This is a genomic window from Longimicrobium sp. (assembly GCA_036377595.1).
Lineage (GTDB): Bacteria > Gemmatimonadota > Gemmatimonadetes > Longimicrobiales > Longimicrobiaceae > Longimicrobium.
On sequence record DASUYB010000138.1, the window covers coordinates 1 to 19,796 of the forward strand.

General features: G+C 71.9%; 18 protein-coding genes. 15 read left to right on the top strand and 3 right to left on the bottom strand.

Features of this window, described 5'->3' with window-relative positions; genetic code table 11:
• From VF092_24815 to VF092_24845, 7 genes are all read left to right on the top strand, one after another.
• A partial coding sequence (locus VF092_24815; GenBank protein HEX6750535.1) for a PglZ domain-containing protein occupies positions 1–716 on the top strand: 716 nt, incomplete at its 5' end.
• Positions 713–2,557, top strand: coding sequence for an ABC transporter ATP-binding protein (locus tag VF092_24820; GenBank protein ID HEX6750536.1), 1,845 nt, complete (start codon positions 713–715; stop codon positions 2,555–2,557). The genes VF092_24815 and VF092_24820, both read left to right, overlap by 4 nt.
• Positions 2,558–2,842: 285 nt before the next feature.
• Positions 2,843–3,967 carry a DegT/DnrJ/EryC1/StrS family aminotransferase gene (locus tag VF092_24825; GenBank protein ID HEX6750537.1) on the top strand — a complete coding sequence of 375 codons (1,125 nt, stop codon included), beginning with the start codon at positions 2,843–2,845 and terminating at the stop codon, positions 3,965–3,967.
• A 7-nt stretch (positions 3,968–3,974) separates the two neighbouring features.
• Complete coding sequence (locus tag VF092_24830; GenBank protein HEX6750538.1) at positions 3,975–4,940, top strand: NAD-dependent epimerase/dehydratase family protein; 966 nt, start codon at positions 3,975–3,977, stop codon at positions 4,938–4,940.
• 19 nt (positions 4,941–4,959) lie between these two features.
• Positions 4,960–6,045, top strand: a complete 1,086-nt coding sequence (locus VF092_24835; protein ID HEX6750539.1) for a glycosyltransferase — start codon at positions 4,960–4,962, stop codon at positions 6,043–6,045.
• Positions 6,042–7,157, top strand: a complete 1,116-nt coding sequence (locus VF092_24840) for a glycosyltransferase (GenBank protein ID HEX6750540.1) — start codon at positions 6,042–6,044, stop codon at positions 7,155–7,157. Before VF092_24835 ends, VF092_24840 begins: the two co-directional genes overlap by 4 nt.
• Complete coding sequence (locus VF092_24845) at positions 7,154–8,209, top strand: glycosyltransferase family 9 protein (GenBank protein HEX6750541.1); 1,056 nt, start codon at positions 7,154–7,156, stop codon at positions 8,207–8,209. The genes VF092_24840 and VF092_24845 overlap by 4 nt, the downstream gene beginning before the upstream one ends.
• Positions 8,210–8,441: 232 nt before the next feature.
• On the opposite strand, the gene VF092_24850 is transcribed toward VF092_24845, so the two are convergent.
• The 3 genes from VF092_24850 to VF092_24860 all read right to left on the bottom strand — a co-directional run bounded on the left by VF092_24850 (position 8,442) and on the right by VF092_24860 (position 11,089).
• Entirely contained in the window at positions 8,442–9,494 is a 1,053-nt protein-coding gene (locus tag VF092_24850; protein HEX6750542.1) for a glycosyltransferase family 9 protein, read from the bottom strand.
• Positions 9,470–10,495 (bottom strand): glycosyltransferase family 9 protein, encoded by a 1,026-nt coding sequence (locus VF092_24855; protein HEX6750543.1) that lies wholly within the window; start codon positions 10,493–10,495, stop codon positions 9,470–9,472. Before VF092_24855 ends, VF092_24850 begins: the two co-directional genes overlap by 25 nt.
• A gap of 285 nt (positions 10,496–10,780) precedes the next feature.
• A complete protein-coding gene (locus VF092_24860; GenBank protein ID HEX6750544.1) occupies positions 10,781–11,089 on the bottom strand; it encodes a non-heme iron oxygenase ferredoxin subunit in 309 nt (102 codons plus the stop codon).
• Positions 11,090–11,276: 187 nt separating this feature from the next.
• Between VF092_24860 and VF092_24865 the strand changes: the two genes are divergently transcribed.
• From VF092_24865 to VF092_24900, 8 genes are all read left to right on the top strand, one after another.
• Positions 11,277–12,290 carry a carboxypeptidase-like regulatory domain-containing protein gene (locus tag VF092_24865; protein ID HEX6750545.1) on the top strand — a complete coding sequence of 338 codons (1,014 nt, stop codon included), beginning with the start codon at positions 11,277–11,279 and terminating at the stop codon, positions 12,288–12,290.
• 255 nt (positions 12,291–12,545) lie between these two features.
• Positions 12,546–13,577 carry a carboxypeptidase-like regulatory domain-containing protein gene (locus VF092_24870; GenBank protein ID HEX6750546.1) on the top strand — a complete coding sequence of 344 codons (1,032 nt, stop codon included), beginning with the start codon at positions 12,546–12,548 and terminating at the stop codon, positions 13,575–13,577.
• A complete protein-coding gene (locus VF092_24875) occupies positions 13,574–14,596 on the top strand; it encodes a carboxypeptidase-like regulatory domain-containing protein (GenBank protein ID HEX6750547.1) in 1,023 nt (340 codons plus the stop codon). The genes VF092_24870 and VF092_24875 overlap by 4 nt, the downstream gene beginning before the upstream one ends.
• 244 nt (positions 14,597–14,840) lie before the next feature.
• Positions 14,841–15,329, top strand: coding sequence for a hypothetical protein (locus VF092_24880; GenBank protein HEX6750548.1), 489 nt, complete (start codon positions 14,841–14,843; stop codon positions 15,327–15,329).
• A gap of 283 nt (positions 15,330–15,612) precedes the next feature.
• A complete protein-coding gene (locus VF092_24885) occupies positions 15,613–16,161 on the top strand; it encodes a LemA family protein (GenBank protein ID HEX6750549.1) in 549 nt (182 codons plus the stop codon).
• Positions 16,162–16,378: 217 nt separating this feature from the next.
• Entirely contained in the window at positions 16,379–18,208 is a 1,830-nt protein-coding gene (locus VF092_24890; protein HEX6750550.1) for a DUF2207 domain-containing protein, read from the top strand.
• A gap of 263 nt (positions 18,209–18,471) precedes the next feature.
• Positions 18,472–19,233 carry a ComF family protein gene (locus tag VF092_24895; GenBank protein ID HEX6750551.1) on the top strand — a complete coding sequence of 254 codons (762 nt, stop codon included), beginning with the start codon at positions 18,472–18,474 and terminating at the stop codon, positions 19,231–19,233.
• 206 nt (positions 19,234–19,439) lie between these two features.
• Positions 19,440–19,796: glyceraldehyde 3-phosphate dehydrogenase NAD-binding domain-containing protein (locus tag VF092_24900; GenBank protein ID HEX6750552.1), on the top strand; the 357-nt coding region annotated here is incomplete at its 3' end.

Consider the following 19,796-nt stretch of genomic DNA (forward strand, 5'->3'; position numbering starts at 1 on the left):
TGTACCCCGACGAGAGCTCGGCGCGGGTGCCGGGGTGGGGGGGGTGGGAGGGCGAGGGGAGCCTCAACTCGTTCGAGGGCGAGCTCTTCCGCGAGCAGGTGCGGCGGATCGAGGGCGAGCGGCAGGCCGTGCACTACGAAAAGGTGTTCGAGAGCGGCGACGGCGAGGCCATGCTGCGCCGGCTGCCCGGCTACCTGTCGCAGCCGGGGGTCACCGCCATCGTCTTCAACTTCGTGGACCAGCTCACCCACGGCCGCTCCGAGAACGCGGTGCTGATGGAGGTGGCGCGCGACAAGGAGGCGCTGCGCGCGCTCACCCGCCAGTGGTTCGAGCGCAGCGAGGCGCTCACCGCCATCCGCGAGGCGCTGCATCGCGGCATCCCGGTGCTGGTGACCACCGACCACGGCTCCATCCACTGCCACCGGCCCGCCACGGTGTTCGCCAAGCGCGACACCACCCAGAACCTGCGCTACAAGTTCGGCGACGACCTGCGCGCCGAGGACACCACGCTGGCGTTCAGCACCAACGATCCGAAGAAGCTGCGCTTTCCGCCGGGGCGGCAGGCCACCAACTACCTGATCGCGCTGGAAGACGTCTTCTACGTCTACCCCACCAAGCTGCGCCAGTACCAGGCGCGCTACCGCGGGAGCTTCCTGCACGGCGGCGTGAGCCCGGAGGAGATGATCCTGCCGGTGGCGCTGCTGACCCCGCGATGAAGGTCTACCTCCGCATCCTCCGCTACCTGCGGCCGCAGCGGAAGCTGTTCGCGCTGGCCATCGCGGCCATGACGCTGGACAACGCGCTCGACGCGTTCAGCTTCACCCTGCTCATCCCCTTCCTGGACCTGCTGTTCAACGGTGGGCAGACCGTGGCGCACGCCGGGCGGATGTTCGGCGGCGGTCAGATCGGGCGGCTGCTGGAGTGGACGGTCGGCGGGCTCGTCACTGGCCGGCCGCCGATGGCCGCGCTGCGCAACGTGGTGATGCTGCTCTTCGCGGTCTACCTGCTGAAGAACGTGGCCAACTACGTGTGGAGCGTGCTGGTCACCGTCATCGAGGGGCGGGTGACGCGCGACCTGCGCAACGACATCTACGCGCACCTGCTGCGGCTGGGCTTTCCCTTCTTCCAGCGCACGCGCGCCGGGCAGGTGATCAGCCGGGTGACCAACGACGTGGACCAGATGCGGTCCCTCGTCACCAGCAACCTGGCCAAGCTGCTCTCGTCGAGCATCCAGGCGCTCGTCTACGTGGCGATGCTCTTCCTCCTCTCCTGGCAGCTGACCCTCGTCTCCCTCCTGTTCGTCCCCCTCACCGCGGCGTTGTGGGGGAGATTGAGGAAGCGCCTGCGGCGCGGGGTGATGAAGGTGCTCGACACGGTGGGCGAGGTCGCCAGCCACGTGCAGGAGACGGTGAGCGGGATCCGGCTGGTGAAGGCGTCGGGCGCCGAGGCGTTCGAGGAGGAGCGCTTCCGCGGCCTGACGCGGCGCCACTACAAGGCGCAGGTGCGCAACGACCGCTGGCGCAAGTTCATCCCGCCCGCGACGGAGATGATCTCGGCAGCGACGATTCTCGCCCTCCTGTGGTACGGCACCTGGCTGGTGCTGGGCCAGGGCGCGCTGAAGCCGAGCGAGCTGCTGGCGGCGCTGATGTTCGCGGGGAAGCTGGCGGTGCCGGTGAAGTTCATCGGCAACTACCCCGCGCAGGTGCAGCCCGGCCTGGCCGCGGCGGAGCGCGCGTTCGAGCTGATCGACCGGCCGATCGAGGTGGTCGATCCTCCCGACGCGGCCCCGTTCCCCGGCTTCGCGCGCGAGCTGCGCTTCGAGGGGGTGGGCTTCGCGTACGCGACGGACGCGCCGGTGCTGGAGGACATCGATCTCTCCATCCGCCCGGGCGAGGTGGTCGCGCTGGTCGGCCCGAGCGGGGCGGGGAAGAGCACGCTGGCGGACCTCGTCCCGCGATTCCACGATCCCACGTCGGGACGGATCACGCTCGACGGCATCGATCTGCGCGCGCTGCGGATGGCGGATCTGCGCGGGATCCTGGGGATGGTGACGCAGGAGACGATTCTCTTCCACGACACCGTGCGCGCGAACATCGCCTATGGGCGCCCGGACGCGCCGCACGACGCGGTGGAGGCGGCCGCGCGCGCGGCCAACGCGCACGAGTTCATCGCCGCGCTGCCGAACGGCTACGACACGGTGCTGGGGGAGAAGGGGACGCGGCTGTCGGGCGGGCAGCGGCAGCGCATCGCCATCGCGCGCGCGCTGCTGCGCAATCCCCCGCTACTGATCCTGGACGAGGCCACCAGCGCGCTGGACACGGAAAGCGAGCGGCTGGTGCAGCAGGCCATCGACGAGGTGATGGCGCACCGCGCGGTGCTGGTGATCGCCCACCGCCTGTCGACCGTGCGGCGCGCGGACCAGATCCTGGTGCTGGACCGCGGCCGCATCGTGGAGCGCGGCACGCACGACGAGCTGCTGCGCCAGAACGGCGTCTACCGGCGCCTGTACGACCTGCAGTTCGCGGTAGAGGACGAGCGGGCGGCGTCGCTGATCTAGGGGACAGGGGACGGCCTGCGCGGGATGTGTCCTGGTGGGAGGCGGGGATTTGCGCCGCCGCGGGTTCCCCCCCACCCCCGACCCCTCCCCCACGAGGGGGGAGGGATGGGGGAGGGGAGACCTCATCGCCGCGTCGACATCTGCTCGATGGGCAGATCTCGACCCGGGAGTCCGCGAAGGCGGACTTTGTGTCGTTGTTGCCGCGAATTTATTCGCCCGGCAAGGCCCGGCAGCCCGCTACGAGCGGGGATGCCATTTCCACGAACGAGAACACCTGACGGATAGATGAACGTTCCGCTGCTGGACCTGAAGGAGCAGTACCGCACCGTCGCCGCTGACATCGCGGCGGCCATGCAGCAGGTGATCGAGGACCAGCGCTTCATCCTGGGCCCCGTGGTCGACGAGTTCGAGCACCAGGTCGAGGCGGCGCTGGGGGTGAGGCACGCCGTCGGCTGCGCCAGCGGGACGGACGCGCTCATCCTTCCGCTGCGCGCGCTCGACTGCCCGGGCGCGGAGGTGGTGACGTCGCCGTTCACCTTCTTCGCCACCGCGAGCACGATCCACCTGGTCGGCGCGCGGCCGGTGTTCGCGGACATCGACGCGGAGACGTTCAACCTCGACCCCGCCGCCGCCGAGGCCGCGGTGACGGAGCGCACCCGCGCGGTGATGCCGGTGCACCTGTTCGGGCAGATGGCGGAGATGGAGGCCTTCCGCGCGCTCGGCGACCGGCGCGGCATCGCGGTAATCGAGGACGCGGCGCAGGCCATCGGCGCGCGCCAGCGGACGTCGGACGGCACGGTGATCACCACGGGAACGCTGGGCGACGCGTGCGGCTTCTCCTTCTTCCCCACCAAGAACCTGGGCGCGTTCGGCGACGCGGGGATGACGGTGACGAACGACGACGCCGTCGCCGAGCGGCTGCGCAAGCTGCGCGTGCACGGCGGCCGGCAGATGTATCACCACGAGGAGGTGGGCTACAACTCGCGCCTCGACGCACTGCAGGCCGCGGTGCTCTCCGCCAAGCTGCCGCACCTCGAGGCGTGGAGCGCCGCCCGCCGCCGCCACGCCACGTTCTACGACCAGGCGCTGGCGGGGATCGACGGGCTGGCGACGCCGGTCGTCCGCCCCGGCAACGAGTCCATCGTCAACCAGTACACGGTGCGCGTCACAGGCGGGAAGCGCGACGCGCTGCGCGAGCACCTCACCGCGCGCGGCGTGGGCTGCTCGGTCTACTATCCCGTGCCGCTGCACCTGCAGGAGTGCTTCGCGTACCTGGGCCATCGCGAGGGCGAGTTCCCCGAGAGCGAGCGCGCCTGCCGCGAGGTGCTGTCGCTCCCCGTCTACCCCGAGCTCACGCCGGATCAGCTCGGCTACGTGGCGGAGACCATTCGCGGCTTCTTCGGCGCGTGAGGACGGCGTGAGGGTGCTCGTCACCGGCGGCGCGGGGTTCATCGGCAGCCACGTCTGCGAGCGGCTGGTCGCGCGCGGCCACGAGGTGGTAACCGTCGACAATTTCGACCCGTTCTACGACCCCGCCATCAAGCAGCGCAACCTGGCGGACCTGCTGGAGAGCGGGCGATTCCGGCTGGTGGTGGCCGACATCTGCGACCTGCCGGCGGTCGAGGAGGGGGTGGGGGATGACGCGATCGACGTGATCGTCCACCTCGCGGCGAAGGCGGGGGTGCGGCCGTCGCTGGAGCACCCGCGCGCCTACGTCCGCGCCAACGTGGACGGCACCGCGGCGATGCTGGAGCTGGCGCGGCGGCGCGGCATCCGGCCGTTCGTGTTCGGCTCCAGCAGCAGCGTCTACGGCGAATCGGCGTCCGTCCCCTTCTCCGAGAGCGACCCCGCGGCGCATCCCATCTCCCCCTACGCGGCCACCAAGCGCGCGGCGGAGCTGGTCTGCCATACGTACGCACACCTGTACGGGCTGTCCGTCATCGCCCTGCGCTTCTTTACCGTCTACGGCCCCCGGCAACGGCCTGACCTGGCGATCCACAAGTTCGCGCGGCTGATGTCCGAGGGGCGCCCGGTCCCCTTCTTCGGTGACGGAAGCACCGAGCGCGACTACACCTACGTCGACGACATCGTGCAGGGCGTGGAGGCCGCCGTCGACTGGGCGCGCGCCGCCCGCCCCGGCGAGTTCGAGGTGGTGAACCTGGGCGAGAGCCGCACCACCACGCTCGCGCGCCTGGTCGAGCTGATCGCCGGGGCGCTGGGCGTGGAGCCGGAGCTCGACCGCCAGCCCGCGCAGCCGGGCGACGTGCCGCGCACCTTCGCCAACGTCGACAAGGCGCGGCTGCTGCTGGGGTACGATCCGCGCACGCCGGTGGAGGACGGCATCCCGCGGTTCATCGAATGGTTCCGCTCGCAGCCTGAGTAAGCACATCTCCCGTTTGACGATGCACGTGGTGGCGCACAACGGTGCGCGCATCTGGGGCGGCGCGGAGCGCGCGACCGCGCTGCTGCTCGCCGGCCTGCAGCGGCGCGGCCACCGCGTGCTCCTGCTCTGCAACGAAGCCGAGGTGGCGCGCCGCGCGGCCGCGCTCGGCGTCCCGACGGAGATCCTCGCGCTGGGCGGCGACGCGATGATCCCGCATGCGCTGCGGCTCGCGCGACGGCTGCGCCGGCTGCGCCCGGACGCGTTCATCATCGGCACCTACAAGAAGCTGTTCCTGGCCGCGCTCGGCGCGAGGCTCGCCCGCGTGCCGCGCATCGTCGCGCGGGTGGGGCTGGAGACGGACACGCCGCGCAGCGCCAAGTACCGCCTCGCACTCCCGCGCTGGGTGGACGCGGTGGTCGTCAACGCGCGGCGCCAGCGGTCCGCCTTCGCCGATCTTCCCGGCTTCGATGTGGATCGCGTCGTGGTGATCCACAACGGCGTGGAGCCGCCGGTCTCCCGCGCGCCGCGGGGCTCGGTTCGCGCCGCGCTCGGCATCCCCAACGACGCGCACGTCGTTGGCGCGATGGCGCGTCTGGCGCGGCAGAAGCGGCTCGATCGGCTCCTCCGCGCCGTCTCCAAGCTCCCCGGCGTGCACTGCGTGCTGGCGGGGGATGGAGAAGAGCGCGGCGCGATCGAATCCCTCGCGGCGCAACTCGGCATTGCGGATCGCGTCCACCTGCTCGGCCACCGCGACGATACTGCGGAGGTACTCGACGCGCTGGACGTGTTCGTCGTCTCCTCCGATCGCGAGGGGCTGTCGAACGCGATGCTCGAGGCGCTCGCGTGCGGCGTCCCCGTCGTCAGCACGCGCGTGAGTGGCGCCGACGACGCGCTGGAGCCGCTCGCGGACGGCACCGCGCCGGGCGAGATCGCCGGGTTCTCGGAGGACGAGATCGCCGCCGCGCTGCGACGCCTCCTCGCGGACCCGGAACTTCGTCGGACGATGGGAGATGCGGGGCGTCGGCGGGCGATGGAGCGCTTCTCGATGGACGTGATGCTGGAGCGCTGGGAGGCGGTGCTGGCCGGGCGGACGGTGGCCGCATGAAGCTGGTGATCCAGAACGGCAGCCGCGTGTGGGGCGGCAACGAGAAGTGGCTGGCCACGCTGTCGGCCGGGCTGATCGCGCGCGGGCACGAAGTGATCGTCTCCTGCCCGCGCGGCGCCGTCCGCGAACGGCTGGGGGAGATGGGGATCGCGACGACGGGCGTGCGGCCGCGCGGCGTGCTGGACGTGGTGAGCGGCGTCGCGTTCGCGCGGTGGCTGCGCCGCGAGCGGCCGGACGCGCTGCTGCTGACCTCGTGGCAGCCGCTGGCGTGGAGCGCGTGGGCGGGGCGGCGCGCGGGCGTCCCCCGCATCGTCGTGCGCCTGGGGATCGTGCGCGAGCACCCGCGCCGTGGCGGCCGGGCGCGCGCATTCCGCCGCTGGGTCGACGCGATGATCGTGAACTCGGCGGAGATCCGCGACGTGTGGCTCCGCTCCGCGCCGGACTATCCCGCGGAGCGGATCCACGTGGTGATGAACGGCCTCCGCGCGCGCGACGCCGAGCGCCCCGCGCTGCGCAGCCGCCTGCGGAACGAGCTCGACGTGGCGCCAGAGACGCTGCTGGTCGGCGGGGCGGGGCACCTGGCGCCGCGCAAGGGCTTCGACCTGCTCCTGCGCGCGTTTGCCGCCGCGGCGCTGCCGGACGCGCGCGTCGTCATCGCCGGCGGCGGCGACTACCTGCGCGAGCTGCGGGAGATGGCGGACGCGCTCGGCATCGCGGATCGCGTGCATTTCCTGGGGCACCGCGACGACGGGCCGGACGTGATCGGCGGGTGCGACGTGTTCGTGCTCGGCAGCCGCAACGAGGGGATGGCGAATGTGATGCTGGAGGCGATGGCCGCCGGCGTCCCCGTCGTCGCCACGGACGTCAGCGGCGTGCGGCGCGCGCTGGGCGCGGAGGAGGGCGCTCCACCCGCCGGCTGGATCGTCCCGCCCGACGACGCGGACGCGATGGCCGCTGCCCTGCGCGAGGTGGCGGATGCGCTCGTGGCCGGTTCAGCGCGCGTCGAAAAGCGCACGGACGAGGCGATGCGCCGCATCCACGAGCGCTTCGGCGTGGAGCGGATGGTGCGCGAGTGCGAGGCGATCCTCTTCGGCCAGCGCGGCGCACCGTGAGCGAGCTCCGCTATCCGTCGCGCCGTGTCTGCATCGTCCTGCTCACCGGGCTGGGCGACGTCGTGCACGGCCTGCCGCTGGTGAACGCGCTGAAGGAAGACGACCCGCTGCGCCGCATCACCTGGGTCGTCGAGCCGATGCCCGCGCCGCTGCTGGCCGGGCATCCGTCCATCAACCGCGTCGTCGTCTACCGCAAGAAGGACGGCCTGCGCGGCATCCGCCAGCTCCGGCGCGACCTGCGCGCCGGTGGCCCCATCGACCTGACGCTCAACCTCAACGTCTACACCAAGAGCATCTGGCCGACGCTGCTGTCGCGCGCGCGGCACCGGCTGGGCTTCGACCGCGGGCGCTCGTTCGAGGGCGTCTGGCTCGCCTCCAATCACCACCTCGACGCGCGGCCGCGCGCGCACACCGCGGACATGTTCCTGGAGTTCGCGGAGCACCTCGGGCTCGCGGTCCCGGACCCGGAGTGGCAGATCCGCTTTACCGGCGAGGAGCGGCGGGCGCAGGCGGAGTTCTTCGCGCAGTTCGAGGGCCGCCCCGTCGCGACCATCGTCCCCGCGTCGGCGAACGCGAAGAAGGATTGGCCGGCGGAGCGGTGGGCGCGCGTGGCCGACGCGCTGGCGCACGACTTCGGCTATCGCGTGGTGCTGGCGGGCGGGCCCGGTGAGCGCGAGCAGCGCATCGCACGGGAGATCGTGGAGCGGTCGAGCGCCGGCCCCATCTGGGCGCTGGGGGATTCGATCCGGCGGCTGACGTGGATCGTGGCGGGGAGCAGCCTGGTGCTGGCGCCGGACACCGGCCCGGTGCACATCGCGCGGGCGTTCGGGGTGCCGGTGATCGGGCTGTACGGGCACACCAACCCGTGGCGCGTCGGGCCCTGGCGCATGTTCCAGGACCTGTGGGTCGATCGCTACACCGATCCCGGCGAGCCGCCCGATCCCACCAGCTTCGCCGCCAAGCTCGGCCGCATGGAGCAGATCACCGTCGACGACGTCACGGAGCGCATCGCCCGCGCGGTGGATCGCTATCCCCGCGCCAGCGGCGCGTAAGGGTCGTTCCGGCGGTCACCAAAGACGACTGTCATTCCGAAGGCGCTACGCCGCCCTGTCTTCCATGCCGAAGCCGTGGCGCCTGAGGAATCTGTGTTCGGCTCCCGAGCCACAGGCCGCCTGTCGCTCGGACGCATGCCACAGATTCCTCGGGCGCCAGGGCGATGGTCACCCCGACGGTTCGGTGCGGCGCCCTCGGAATGACAGCATTTTCGTGTACTGCGCCTCTTTTTTATCCCCGCCGCGGATACCGCTTCAAGGCAAGCTCCACTTTCTCCACAACCTGCTCGGGGGTGATGCGCTCCATGCGGCCGGGGCGGTACCCGGCGTCGGCGGGATAGTCCTCGCCGGGGTCGCCGTACGCGTCGATGAGGAGGTCGTGGAAGCGGCGGTAGGGGCCCACGCGCCTGGGATTCGTGTAGCCCATCAGCGACACCGTCGGCGTGTTCAGCGCGACGCCCACGTGCAACGGGCCAGTGTCCGGGCTGACGAGCACGTCCGCGCGATCGATCAGGTAGACGAGCCGGCGCAGGTCCCACTCGAGCAGATCGGCCGGCGGATGCGCGGCCAGGCGCCTGATCTCCGCCGCCGCCTCCAGCTCGCGCGGCGACTTGCCGCCGACGAGAATCGTCCGCGCGCCGAGGTCGCTCGCCAGCGCGTCGATGGCGCGAGCGTAGCGGTCCGCGGGCCACTCCTTCTCCGGCTTGCTGGTGCCGAGGACGATCGCGACGGTCGGGCGGTCGCTCTCCGGGAGGAGATCGCGGTAGCGCGCCGCCTCTTCCTCCGTCGGCCCGAGATGCCACTCGAGCAGCGGCGGGACGCCGAGGTGCTCCACGAACTCGAAGTACTGGTCCTGGAGATGGCGCTGCGGCCGCGGCGCGATGTGCTCGGTGGTGAACAGCCAGTTCAGGTCCCGAGCCCGCTTCCGGTCGAACCCCACCTTCCGTGGTGAGTCCAGCAGCGCGGTGACGATCCCCGCCTTGAGATAGACCTGCAGCGCGAGCACGACGTCGAACTGCTTCCCGCGCACCGCCCGCCGCAGGTCCGCGAAGGCGCGCCCCCCCCGCTTGCGGTCGAAGATGACGAACTCGTCGATGGCGGGATGGTGCGCCACCAGCGGGTGCGGCCCCGGCTGCATGATCCAGGTGATGCGCGCGTCCGGCACCGCCGCGCGCAGCGAGTTGACGACCGGCAGCGTGTGCACCGTGTCGCCAATCGCGCTCATCATGACGATGGCGACGCGGGCGCCGGGGGGCAGGCTCAGCGGCGGTAGCGTTCGTCCCACAGCTCGATCTTCTCCAGCACGTCGGCCACCTGGATGCGTGGCATTCGGCCCCAGCGGCGGCGCATGGAGATCGGCGCCTGCTCGCCGGGGTCGTGGTAGGCGTCGATCACCAGGTCGTGGAAGCGGCGATAGGGCCCGGTCCGCCGCGGGTCGGCGTTCGCCATCAGGGAGATGACGGGCCGGTCGAGGGCAACGGAGATGTGCAGTGGCGCGCTGTCCAGCGCCAGCACCAGCTCCGCCGCGTCGAGGATCGACACGAGGTTGCGGAATCCGCTCCCCAGCGCGGAGACGGGCGGGTGCCGCGCCGCATCCCGGACCTGCCGCTCCATCTCCATCTCCCGTTCCGACCGCCCGCCGACCAGCACCGACGCCAGCCCCCAGCGCTCGTGCAGCGCGTCGGAGACGGCGGCCCAGCGCTCGGGAAGCCAGTCGCGGTCCGGGTTGCTGGTGGCGAGGTTGATGGCCACGTACGGCCGCCCGATCTGCGCGACGAAGTCGCGCTGCCGGCCGAGCTCATCGCCGCGCGGGCCGAGATGCCACTCCACCGGCTCGGGATCGACGCCGAGGGCGGCCAGGAACTCGAAGTACTGCTCCTGCACGTGCTGCGGCGCGTGCGGCGGGATGCGGCGGCTGGTGAACAGCCAGTTCAGGTCGCGTGCGCGCCGCCGGTCGAACCCCAGCTTCACCGGCGCCCTGGCCAGCGCGGTGACGATGCCGGCCTTGAACGCCACCTGCAGGTCGATCAGCAGGTCGAAGCGGCCACGGCGGAGCGTCTTCCCCGCGCCCACCAGCCCGCGCCAGCCGTCCTTCGGGTCGACGAGGACGATCTCGTCGACGTTCGGGTGGCCGGAGACGAGCGAGGCGGGGAGCGGCTGCAGCACCCAGGCGACGTGCGCGGACGGGGCGGCGCGCTTGAGCGCGTTCACCACCGGCAGCACGTGCACGGCGTCGCCCACGGCGCTCATCATGACGATGGCGATGCGGGCGCCGTCCAGGTCCATCGCGGCCACAGCGCAGCGGGTGCGGGCGAATGCACGGCGCCGCCCCCGGGGCGTGCTCCGGAAGCGGCGTGCGGACGGCGGGATTGTACGGTCGCGAGGGAGATGCGTCAACGCGGGCGCTGCCCCTCATCCCCCCGGCCCCCTTCTCCCGAACTGCGGGAGAAGGGGGAGATCTCAGCGCGGGGTGAGAGTTCTGCCCTGGCTGGGATGCATCGTGGCCGCCGCGGGTGGCCCCCTCCGGCCCCTCCCCCGCTGCGCAGGGGAGGGGAGAACTTAGCGCCGGCGCTACATCGTCACGAAAATCCGCCCCTCGTCGTCGACGCGCGTGTCATAGCCGCGCAGGGGGATGCTGGCGGGGGGGGAGCAGACGGCTCCGGTGCGGACGTCGAACTGCGCGCCGTGCCACTCGCAGGTCAGCACGCCGTCCTCGATCTCGCCGCCGTCCAGCGGCAGTTCCTCGTGGCTGCAATGGCCCTGCAGCGCGTAGATCTCGCCATCCACGTTGCAGAGGACGATCTCCTCGCGGCCGATCGTGAAGCCGCGCGCCTCGCCCTCGGGCACCGCGGAGACGCGCGCCACCTCGTATTCCGGCATCCACTTGCTCTCGTTCTTGTTACGATCTCCCGCCGACGACCCGGAACTTCGGCGCCGCCCGATCCCGCCGCAAGCCGCGACGGAGAGTGGCGGAACACGGGGCGCGGACGCATCGTACACACCGCATCCGTCGCCATCCGTTCCCCGCGTCCGCCCACCCGTGCCCGCCAGACGCATCTTCATTGCCTTGATCGCGCTCGTCGCCATCGCCTCGCCCGCGCTGGCGCAGGGGACGGGGCGCGTGCAGGGGCGCGCCTACGCCAGCTCGGATCGGGCGCCGGTGGCGTACGCGCTCGTCCGCCTGGTCTCCGTCGGCTCAGGCGCGCGGCCGCGGACGGTGCTGAGCGACTCCAGCGGCGCGTTCGCGTTCCCAGACGTGCCGGCGGGGACGTACAGGCTGTCGCTGGAGCGGATCGGGTTCGCGGCGGAGCGGACGGAGCCGTTCGCCGTCCCCGCCGGTGGCACCGTGCGCCGCGACCTGGGGAGCGTGCCGCGCGCGGTGGCCATCCCCAAGCTCGTCGTCACCCCACTCTGTCTGACGGGCGCGGACGTGGCGCAGGACTCGGCGCTGGCCGCGCTGCTGGCCGAGGCGCAGAAGGGGATCGAGACGCGCCGCGCCTTCGACGCCGCGTACCGCTACGAGTTCAACACCGCGCAGTGGTTCGCGCGCGGCGGCTCGCGGCCGAAGAACGTGCAGTGGGAGGTGTCGCACGTGGTGATGGACCCGCGCACGCGCGTGGACCGCGAGCGCGAGGGGTGGGGCACCGCGTCGATGCTGGGGATGTCGCTGGAGATCCCCGACGGGCGCGAGATCCTGGAGCCGGAGTTCCTGGCCACGCACTGCATCGAGGCCAGCGAGGACTCGGCGGCGGGCGTCTACACGCTCGGCTTCCGCCCGGTGCGGACGCGGCCCCGCCACGTCGACATCCGCGGCGTCCTGCGCATGAGCCGCCGCACGTTGGAGATGGAGACCATCCAGGTGGAGTGGCTGCGCTGGACCACGCCGCTGCTGAAGGCCACGGTGGAGTACCGCGACGCGTACGTTCCCGGCGGCGTGGTGCGGCTCCCCATCGGCGCGATGTTCTCCGGCCGCCCGCCGCCGCCCGTGAAGTCCGGCCGCATCACCGGCGAGATCCACTTCCAGGAGTTCGGCGGCCTCGTCCGCGCCGACTCGGCGCGAGTGGAAGGCACCGGACCTTGACTTGAGATTTGAGATCAGCGCTGCGATGTCATTCCGAGCGGCGCCGCACCGAACTCGATGCCGCACCGATGCCTGGCGGCGCCCGAGGAATCTTCGACAGGGCTCGCGCGAAACCCCAGCTGTGGCTCGGAAGCAGGCCACAGATTCCTCGGCCGCCGCGCAGATGCTGGTGCCGGCGCAACATCCGTCGAGCGGCGGCGCTCGGAATGACATCCTTCCGGGGAGCCAATTGGAAGACATCTCCGCTCCTTTCGAATGATCGCCATTCGCACAACCTTCATCGCTCTCCTCCTCGCCGTCGCCATCGCACACGCCGGGCGCGCGGCCGCGCAGGTGGGGATGGGTGGCGTGCACGGGCGCGCGCTGGCCGCGGCCAGTCGCGCACCGGTGGCGTACGCACTGGTCCGGCTGATCCCCGTCGGCTTCAACGTTCCCGTGCGCAGCACACTCACCGACGGGCAGGGCGGCTTCGCGTTCATCGCGGTGATCCCCGGCACGTACCGCCTGAGGCTGGAGCGCGTCGGCTACTCGGCCGAGCAGACGGAGGCCTTCGCCGTGGCCGCGGACCAGAGAGTGGAGCGCATAATCCGCAGTGTGCCGCGGGCCATCGCCATCGCGCCCATCGTGGCCACCTCGGGGTGCCGCACCGACGTGAACCTGCAGAACGATCCCGCCCTGGCCACCCTCTGGAACGAGGCGGTCAAGGGGATGGAACTGCGGCGCGCCTTCGACGACCAGTACCGCTACGAGTTCGACCAGAACCAGTACCATACCATGTCGCTGCAGAACAGCGGCGCGCCGGATTCGCTCAAGCGGCACGTGACGCTGGACCCCCGCACGCGGATGAACCGCAACCGCGAAGGGTGGGGGCAGGTGCGGCCGAACAGCATGACGCTGGAGGTGCCCGACGGGCGCGAGATCCTGGACCCCGCGTTCCTGCGCCTGCACTGCCTGGACGCCGGCCTCGACGAGGCGGCGGGCGTCTACACCATCGGCTTCCGGCCTCGGCGCGAGCGGCGCGGGCACGTGGACATCCGCGGCGAGCTGCGGCTGGACCGGCGCACGTTCCAGGTCACCAGCCTGCAGGTGGAGTGGACGGACGTCACGCACGTGCTGCTGGAGGCAACCGTCGAGTTCGGTGACGCCGAGGTTCCCGGCGGCACCGTCCGCATGCCGGTGATCGCGTTCTTCTCCGGCCACGCGCCCGAATCGATGAACCTGGGCGAGATCAGGGGCGAGGTGCAGTTCGTCAACTACGGCAACCTGCAAAAGGTGCGAGGACCGTGAGCCCGCTCCGCATCGCCATCGCCCTGCTCCTCGTCCTGCTCGCCGCCGGGCGCGCGGCGGCGCAGGTGGGGATGGGGTCGGTGCGCGGGCGCGTGGTGGCGGCGTCGGACGGCGCGGTGGTGTCGTACGCGCTGGTGCGGCTGGCATCCGCCGAGGGCGGCGCGCCGGCGCGGTCGGCGCTCACCGACGCGGAGGGCGCGTTCTCGTTCGCCGCTGTCGTGCCGGGGACGTACCGGCTGTCGCTGGAGCGCGTCGGCTATTCGTCCGAGGCGACGGACGCGTTCGCCGTCGCGGCCGAGCAGACGGTGGAGCGGGTGATCCGCAGCGCGCCGCGCGCCGTGGCCATCCGCCCCATCGTGGCGACGGCGGAGTGCCGCACGGCGGAGAACCTGGAGCGCTATCCCGATCTCGCCGCGCTGTGGAACGAGGCGGTGAAGGGGATGGAGGCGCGGCGCGCCTTCGACGCCACCTACCACTACGAGTTCGACCAGCGCCAGTACGCCACCATGACGCGGCGCAACGGCGGCGCGCTGGACTCGACGGTGGAGCACGTGGTGCGCGACCCGCGGAATCCGGTGAACCGCAACCGCTCCGGATGGGGCACGGTGCGGCGCGACCGGATGCGGCTGGAGATCCCCGACGGCACCGAGATCCTGGACCCGCTCTTCCTGAGCACGCACTGCCTGGACAGCGGGATGGACGAGGAGGCGGGGGTGTACACCATCGGCTTCCGCCCGCGGCGCTCGGAGCGCGGCCGCATCGACATCCGCGGCGAGATGCGGCTGGACCGCGCGACGCTGCAGGTGAAGTCGCTGCAGGTGGAATGGACCGACGCCACCCGCGTCTTCCTCGAGGCGACGGTGGAGTTCACCGAGGCCGTCGTCCCCGGCGGCGCCGTGCGGCTGCCCGTCGGCGCGATCTTCTCCGGCAGCCCGCCCGAGTCCATGCGCGTCGGCGAGATGCGGGGGCAGATCATGTTCGTCAACTACACCAACCTCTACCGCGTCGCCCAGCCGTGAACCGCAATCCGTGAATCGTGTCGATGCACCCGAACTGATCCCACATCGTCATCGCCCTGCTCGCGACCTTCGCCTGGATGTGGCGCCCCGCCGGACGCCCGACTTCTCCTCTCGTAATCTTCCTGACCCGCACTCCATCCCCTCCCGACGCCCCCGCTGCGCGGGCGGGGATATCGTCTTTCCGGCATCTTCATACCCCGGCACTCTGTTCGGGGTGATGGAGATGGGAGATCCGGGAGAGACGATGAACGCCGCGCATCTGCATCTGCTGCTGAACCACCTGCCGGTCGTGGGGACGATCGGCTGCATCCTGCTGCTGGCGCTGGCCGCCGTGCGCCGGAGCCCCGAGCTGGCGAAGGTGAGCCTGGGGATGGTGGTGCTGGTGGCCCTCGCCGGCGCCGCCGCGTACCTCACCGGCGAGCCCGCCGAGGAGTCGGTGGAGCACGCCGCCGGCGTCAGCGAGGCGCTGATCGAGCGCCACGAGGAGGCGGCGCTGGTCGCGCTGCTCCTCCTTTCCGCCGTCGGCGCGCTGTCGCTGGTGGAGCTGCTGGCCTTTCGCCGCCGCGCCGTGCCGCGCCCGCTGATCCTGGCGACGCTGCTGGCAGCGCTCCTCCCCGCCGCGGCGATGGGATACACCGCCAACCTCGGCGGCCAGATCCGCCACGCCGAGATCCGCGCCGGCGCGCCCGTAGCCGGCGGCGAGCAGGCGTCCGAAGCGGGCGAGCGCGACTGATCCTCCGGCGCGCGCGCCCATCTCCCCGTCCGCGGCCCGGCAAGCCCCGGACGGGGAGCTTCGCCGCGCGCGGAGATGCGGCGATGGGAGTCCGCGAAGGCGGACTTCGGGCCGTTGTTGCCGCGATTTCAATCGCCCGTTCCGCCCCGGGCCGAACCATCGAGGCGTCCGGCCGCGCCGCCCCTTGTTTCCCATTCCCCTTCCGCGCGCTCCGTCCAGACGCATAACTTCCGTGCTCCACCCCGCCCGGACCCGCCGGGCATCCTCCATCCTGGAGCGCCGAATGATCATCGCCCTGGCCGTGCTCGCGGTCGTCGTGCTGCTGGTGATCGTGGTCTACAACGGGCTGGTGCGGCTGCGGCTGCAGGCGCAGAACGCCTGGTCGGACATCGACGTTCAGCTCAAGCGCCGCTGGGATCTCGTTCCCAATCTTGTCGAGACGGTGAAGGGATACGCCGCCCACGAGCGCGGCACGCTGGAGTCCGTGACCGCGGCGCGCACGCACGCGATGTCGGTGCAGGGAAGCGGCCCCGCCGAGCGCGCCGTGGCCGAGGCGCAGCTCACCCGCGCCATCGGCGGCCTGGTGGCCACGGCCGAGGCGTATCCGCAGCTGCAGGCGTCGGGCGGCTTCCGCGACCTGCAGGCGCAGCTGGGGGGGATCGAGGAGGCGGTGCAGAACGCGCGGCGCTACTACAACGCGGTCGTTCGCGAGCTGAACGCCAAGATCATGCAGTTCCCCTCGAACCTGATCGCGGGGATGTTCGGCTTCCGCCCGCGCGAGTTCTTCGAGGCCGACGCGTCCGAGCGCGCGGTGCCCAAGGTCAGCTTCTGACCGCGACGCAGGCCCGGACGGGGGTGATATCTCGTCCGGGCCTCCGCGCACCGGAACCTCGTCCGCGCGGACGCCGGTAGTCCCCGCAGGGGGACTTCGGGGGCGGTCGTTGCTGCGGCTTCAGCCGCCCCGATCCTCATCGCCCGGGCCGATGACGCGGCTCACGGCGAGGGCGAATCTCCATCCCACCCGCAATCTCCCGAGAACGACGCAGCCCATGCGACGCATCCTCGTCTTCCTGCTCACGCTTGCCGCGGCGATGGCGCTGCCGGGGCGGCTGTACGCGCGCGACATCACCATCCGCGACTACCGCGTGGACGCGGTGGTGAACCGCGACGGCACCACCGACGTCACCGAGACGCTGCGCGTGTACTTCGACGGCACGTGGAACGGGATCTACCGCGACATCTCGCTCCAGCACATGACGGGGCAGGGGATGAAGTCGAAGCTCGACCTCGACGTCGTCTCGGTGACCGACGCGTCGGGGCAGGACCTGCAGTACTGGCGCGAGAAGCCGGACGGGTGGACGCGCCGCGTGCGCATCGCCGTCCCCGGCGCGTCCGACGCCGAGCGCACCGTGGTCATCCGCTACCGGGTGAAGAACGGCGTGCGCTTCTTCTTTCCCGGCGACGAGGGCGGCGCGCACGACGAGCTGTACTGGAACGTCACCGGCAACGCGTGGGGCTTTCCCATCGAGCACGTGCTGGCGCGCTTCGTCCTCCCCAGCGGCGTCGATCCCACGCAGGAGCACGCCTACACCGGCTACGCGGGGTCGCAGGGGAGCGACGCGACGGTGGACGTCCGCGGCAACGTCGTCACCGCCGAGGTCACGCGCACGCTGAGCCCGGGCGAGGGGCTGACGCTGGCCGTCGCCTGGCCGCCGGGGATCCTGCCGCGCCCCAGCGAGGCGTCCGTCCGGGCGATGCGGTACGGGATGCTCTGGCCGCTCATCCTCCCGATCCTCGCCTTCTTCCTGATGCTGCGCTCGTGGACGAAGCACGGCCGCGACCCGCGCGCGCTTCCCGTCACCGTCACCTACGCGCCGCCGGACGGGATGTCGCCCGCCGAGCTGGGCACGCTGGTGGACAACAGCGCAGACCTGCGCGACATCACCTCCACGCTGGTCGACCTGGCCGTGCGCGGCTACGTCGGCATCGAGGAGGTGCGCGACAAGCACCTGTTCGGCCTCTTCTCCAGCCAGGACTGGCGCTTCCACCAGCTGACGGAGGACACCACGGGGCTGGCGACGCACGAGCGCCGCTTCCTCAACGCGCTTTTCAGCGGCGCCGGCTACGGGCCGGCGTGGGGCGTGGTGAAGGAGATGGCCGCGCGCGCCGGGGCGGAGGGCGCGGAGACCCTGGCGCCGGAGTACGTGCAGACCGCCGAGGCGTCGCAGCCGTGCATCCTCCTCTCCGAGCTGAAGAACAGGTTCTACCGGTCGCTCCCGGAGATCCGGAAGGGGATCTTCGAGCGGCTGATCGAGCGCGGCTACTACCTGAAGCGGCCCGACGAGGTGAAGGGCGCGTGGCTCGCGGGCGGCATCGTGCTCTGCATCCTGAGCGGTATCGGCGCCGGTTTCCTGGGGGATTCGGGGATGCCCGGGTTCAGCACCGTCCCCATCGCCGTGGGAGGGATCGGGGCGGGGCTGGTGATCATCCTGTTCGGCCTGGCGATGGCCGCGCGCACCGAGAAGGGCGCCCGTGCCCGCGAGGCCGCTCTGGGGTTCCGCGAGTTCCTGTCGAAGGTGGAGAGCGACCGCTTCCGCCGGATGATCACCGGCCCGGAGATGTTCGAGCGCTACCTGGCGCACGCGATGGCGTTCGGGGTGGAGGGTCGGTGGGCGCGGGCGTTCGAGGACCTGTACCGCGAGCCGCCCAACTGGTACGCGGGAAGCGGCTACCACCACTTCAGCGCCAGCCACTTCAGCTCGCAGATGAGCGGGCTCGGATCGACGGCCGCCAGCACGATGTCGAGCAGCCCCAGCGGCTCCAGCGGCGGTGGGTCGAGCGGCGGCGGGTCGGGTGGCGGCGGTGGCGGCGGGTGGTAGGGCAGCAAGATCGTAAAGCCCGTGAGACCGCCGGCGCGGAGAGCAGGCCTGTGCGCGGCCGCGGGCGGCCCCCTCCCCCCGGCCCCCTCCCCCGCTTCGCAGGGGCGGGGGAGCACCAAGCGCCGTAGCTGGCTTCCGCGCTGCGGTCTCCCCTCCCCCATCCCCCCCCCCTCGGGGGGGAGGGGCCGGGGGTGGGGGGGAGCCGGCGGCCGCGCCAACGCGTTTCATCGCAGCTCTATTCCATCCCCGAATCTCCTAGCCAAATGCCCCTTCCCACCCTCGCGCGCGACCTGCTGCACGGCGCGCTGGACCTGGTCTTCGCCCCCGTCTGCGTCGCCTGCGGCGAAGGCATCGACACGGCGGACAGCGAGCGGGTGATCTGCCGGCTCTGCTGGCTCCGGTGCCGGCCGCTGCCCTTGCCGCGCTGCCCGCGCTGCTGGAGCCCGGTGCCGTGGGGGCGCGAGCCGGCGCCCACCTGCCGCACCTGCGCCGAGTGGCCGGCCGCGGTGCGCGCCATCCGCTCCGCCTTCGTCATCGGCCAGGCGCCGCGCGCGATGGTGCACTCGCTCAAGTACCGCGGCTGGGAGGCCGCCGCCGGCCCGATGTCCGCGCGCATGGCCGCCCTCGAGCTCCCCGCCGACGTCGAGGCCGAGGCGGAGATCGTCGTTCCCGTTCCCACCAGCGCGGCTCGGCTGCGCGAGCGCGGCTACAACCAGGCCGAGCTCCTGGCCCGCGGCCTCGCCGCGCGCACGGGCCGCGAACTGCGCACCGACCTCCTGGCCCGCACCCACTCCGCGGGGAGCCAGACGGCGCTCACGCCCGACGAGCGCCGCCTCAACGTCTCCCGCGCGTTCGTCGCCGGCCCGGGCGCGGCCGACCTGCGCGGCGAGCACGTGATCGTCGTGGACGACGTGTGGACGACGGGGGCGACGGCGCTCGCGTGCGTCGGCGCGCTGCTGGAGGCGGGCGCGCGTGTGGCCAGCGTGGTCACCTTCGCGCGCGTCGTCCCCGAGTTGGAGCGGTGAGCGAGGGGAGATTTGGTACAGGCGGGCGGACCGTTCCCGGCCCATCTTGCATCGGCGGAAGGGGCGGGCTATAACCAACGCGCGCCCGGCATGCATGTCCGGGCGCGCGCGTCGTGACGGAGCCGGGGCACCAGTCCGCACCGGCTCCGGGTTCGCTTTTCCGGGCCTTCGATCATCTTTCTTCGCCCAAGGAGCAGCAAGGGATTATGGCTATTCGCGTCGGCATCAACGGCTTCGGCCGCATCGGCCGCAACGTCCTGCGCGCCGCCAAGCAGATGGGCGCCACCGACATCGACTTCGTCGCCGTCAACGACATCACCGATACGAAGACGCTGGGGCACCTGCTCCGGCACGACTCCGTCCACCGCGCCTACCCCGGCACCGTCGAGGTGCGCGAGAACGCGCTCGTCGTCGACGGCGACGAGCTGAAGGTGTTCGCCGAAAAGGATCCCGCCGCGCTCCCCTGGCGCGACCTGGGCGTCGACGTGGTGATCGAGTCCACCGGCCGCTTCACCAAGCGCGAGGACGCGGCAAAGCACCTCGACGCGGGCGCGAAGAAGGTC

Bases quoted from the DNA above. Each gene is read 5' to 3' on its own strand.
- VF092_24820 (HEX6750536.1), top strand. From the start codon at position 713: ATGAAGGTCTACCTCCGCATCCTCCGCTACCTGCGGCCGCAGCGGAAG.
- VF092_24825 (HEX6750537.1), top strand. From the start codon at position 2,843: ATGAACGTTCCGCTGCTGGACCTGAAGGAGCAGTACCGCACCGTCGCC.
- VF092_24835 (HEX6750539.1), top strand. From the start codon at position 4,960: ATGCACGTGGTGGCGCACAACGGTGCGCGCATCTGGGGCGGCGCGGAG.
- VF092_24840 (HEX6750540.1), top strand. From the start codon at position 6,042: ATGAAGCTGGTGATCCAGAACGGCAGCCGCGTGTGGGGCGGCAACGAG.
- VF092_24855 (HEX6750543.1), bottom strand. From the start codon at position 10,495: ATGGACCTGGACGGCGCCCGCATCGCCATCGTCATGATGAGCGCCGTG.
- VF092_24860 (HEX6750544.1), bottom strand. From the start codon at position 11,089: ATGCCGGAATACGAGGTGGCGCGCGTCTCCGCGGTGCCCGAGGGCGAG.
- VF092_24870 (HEX6750546.1), top strand. From the start codon at position 12,546: ATGATCGCCATTCGCACAACCTTCATCGCTCTCCTCCTCGCCGTCGCC.
- VF092_24880 (HEX6750548.1), top strand. From the start codon at position 14,841: ATGAACGCCGCGCATCTGCATCTGCTGCTGAACCACCTGCCGGTCGTG.
- VF092_24885 (HEX6750549.1), top strand. From the start codon at position 15,613: ATGATCATCGCCCTGGCCGTGCTCGCGGTCGTCGTGCTGCTGGTGATC.
- VF092_24890 (HEX6750550.1), top strand. From the start codon at position 16,379: ATGCGACGCATCCTCGTCTTCCTGCTCACGCTTGCCGCGGCGATGGCG.
- VF092_24895 (HEX6750551.1), top strand. From the start codon at position 18,472: ATGCCCCTTCCCACCCTCGCGCGCGACCTGCTGCACGGCGCGCTGGAC.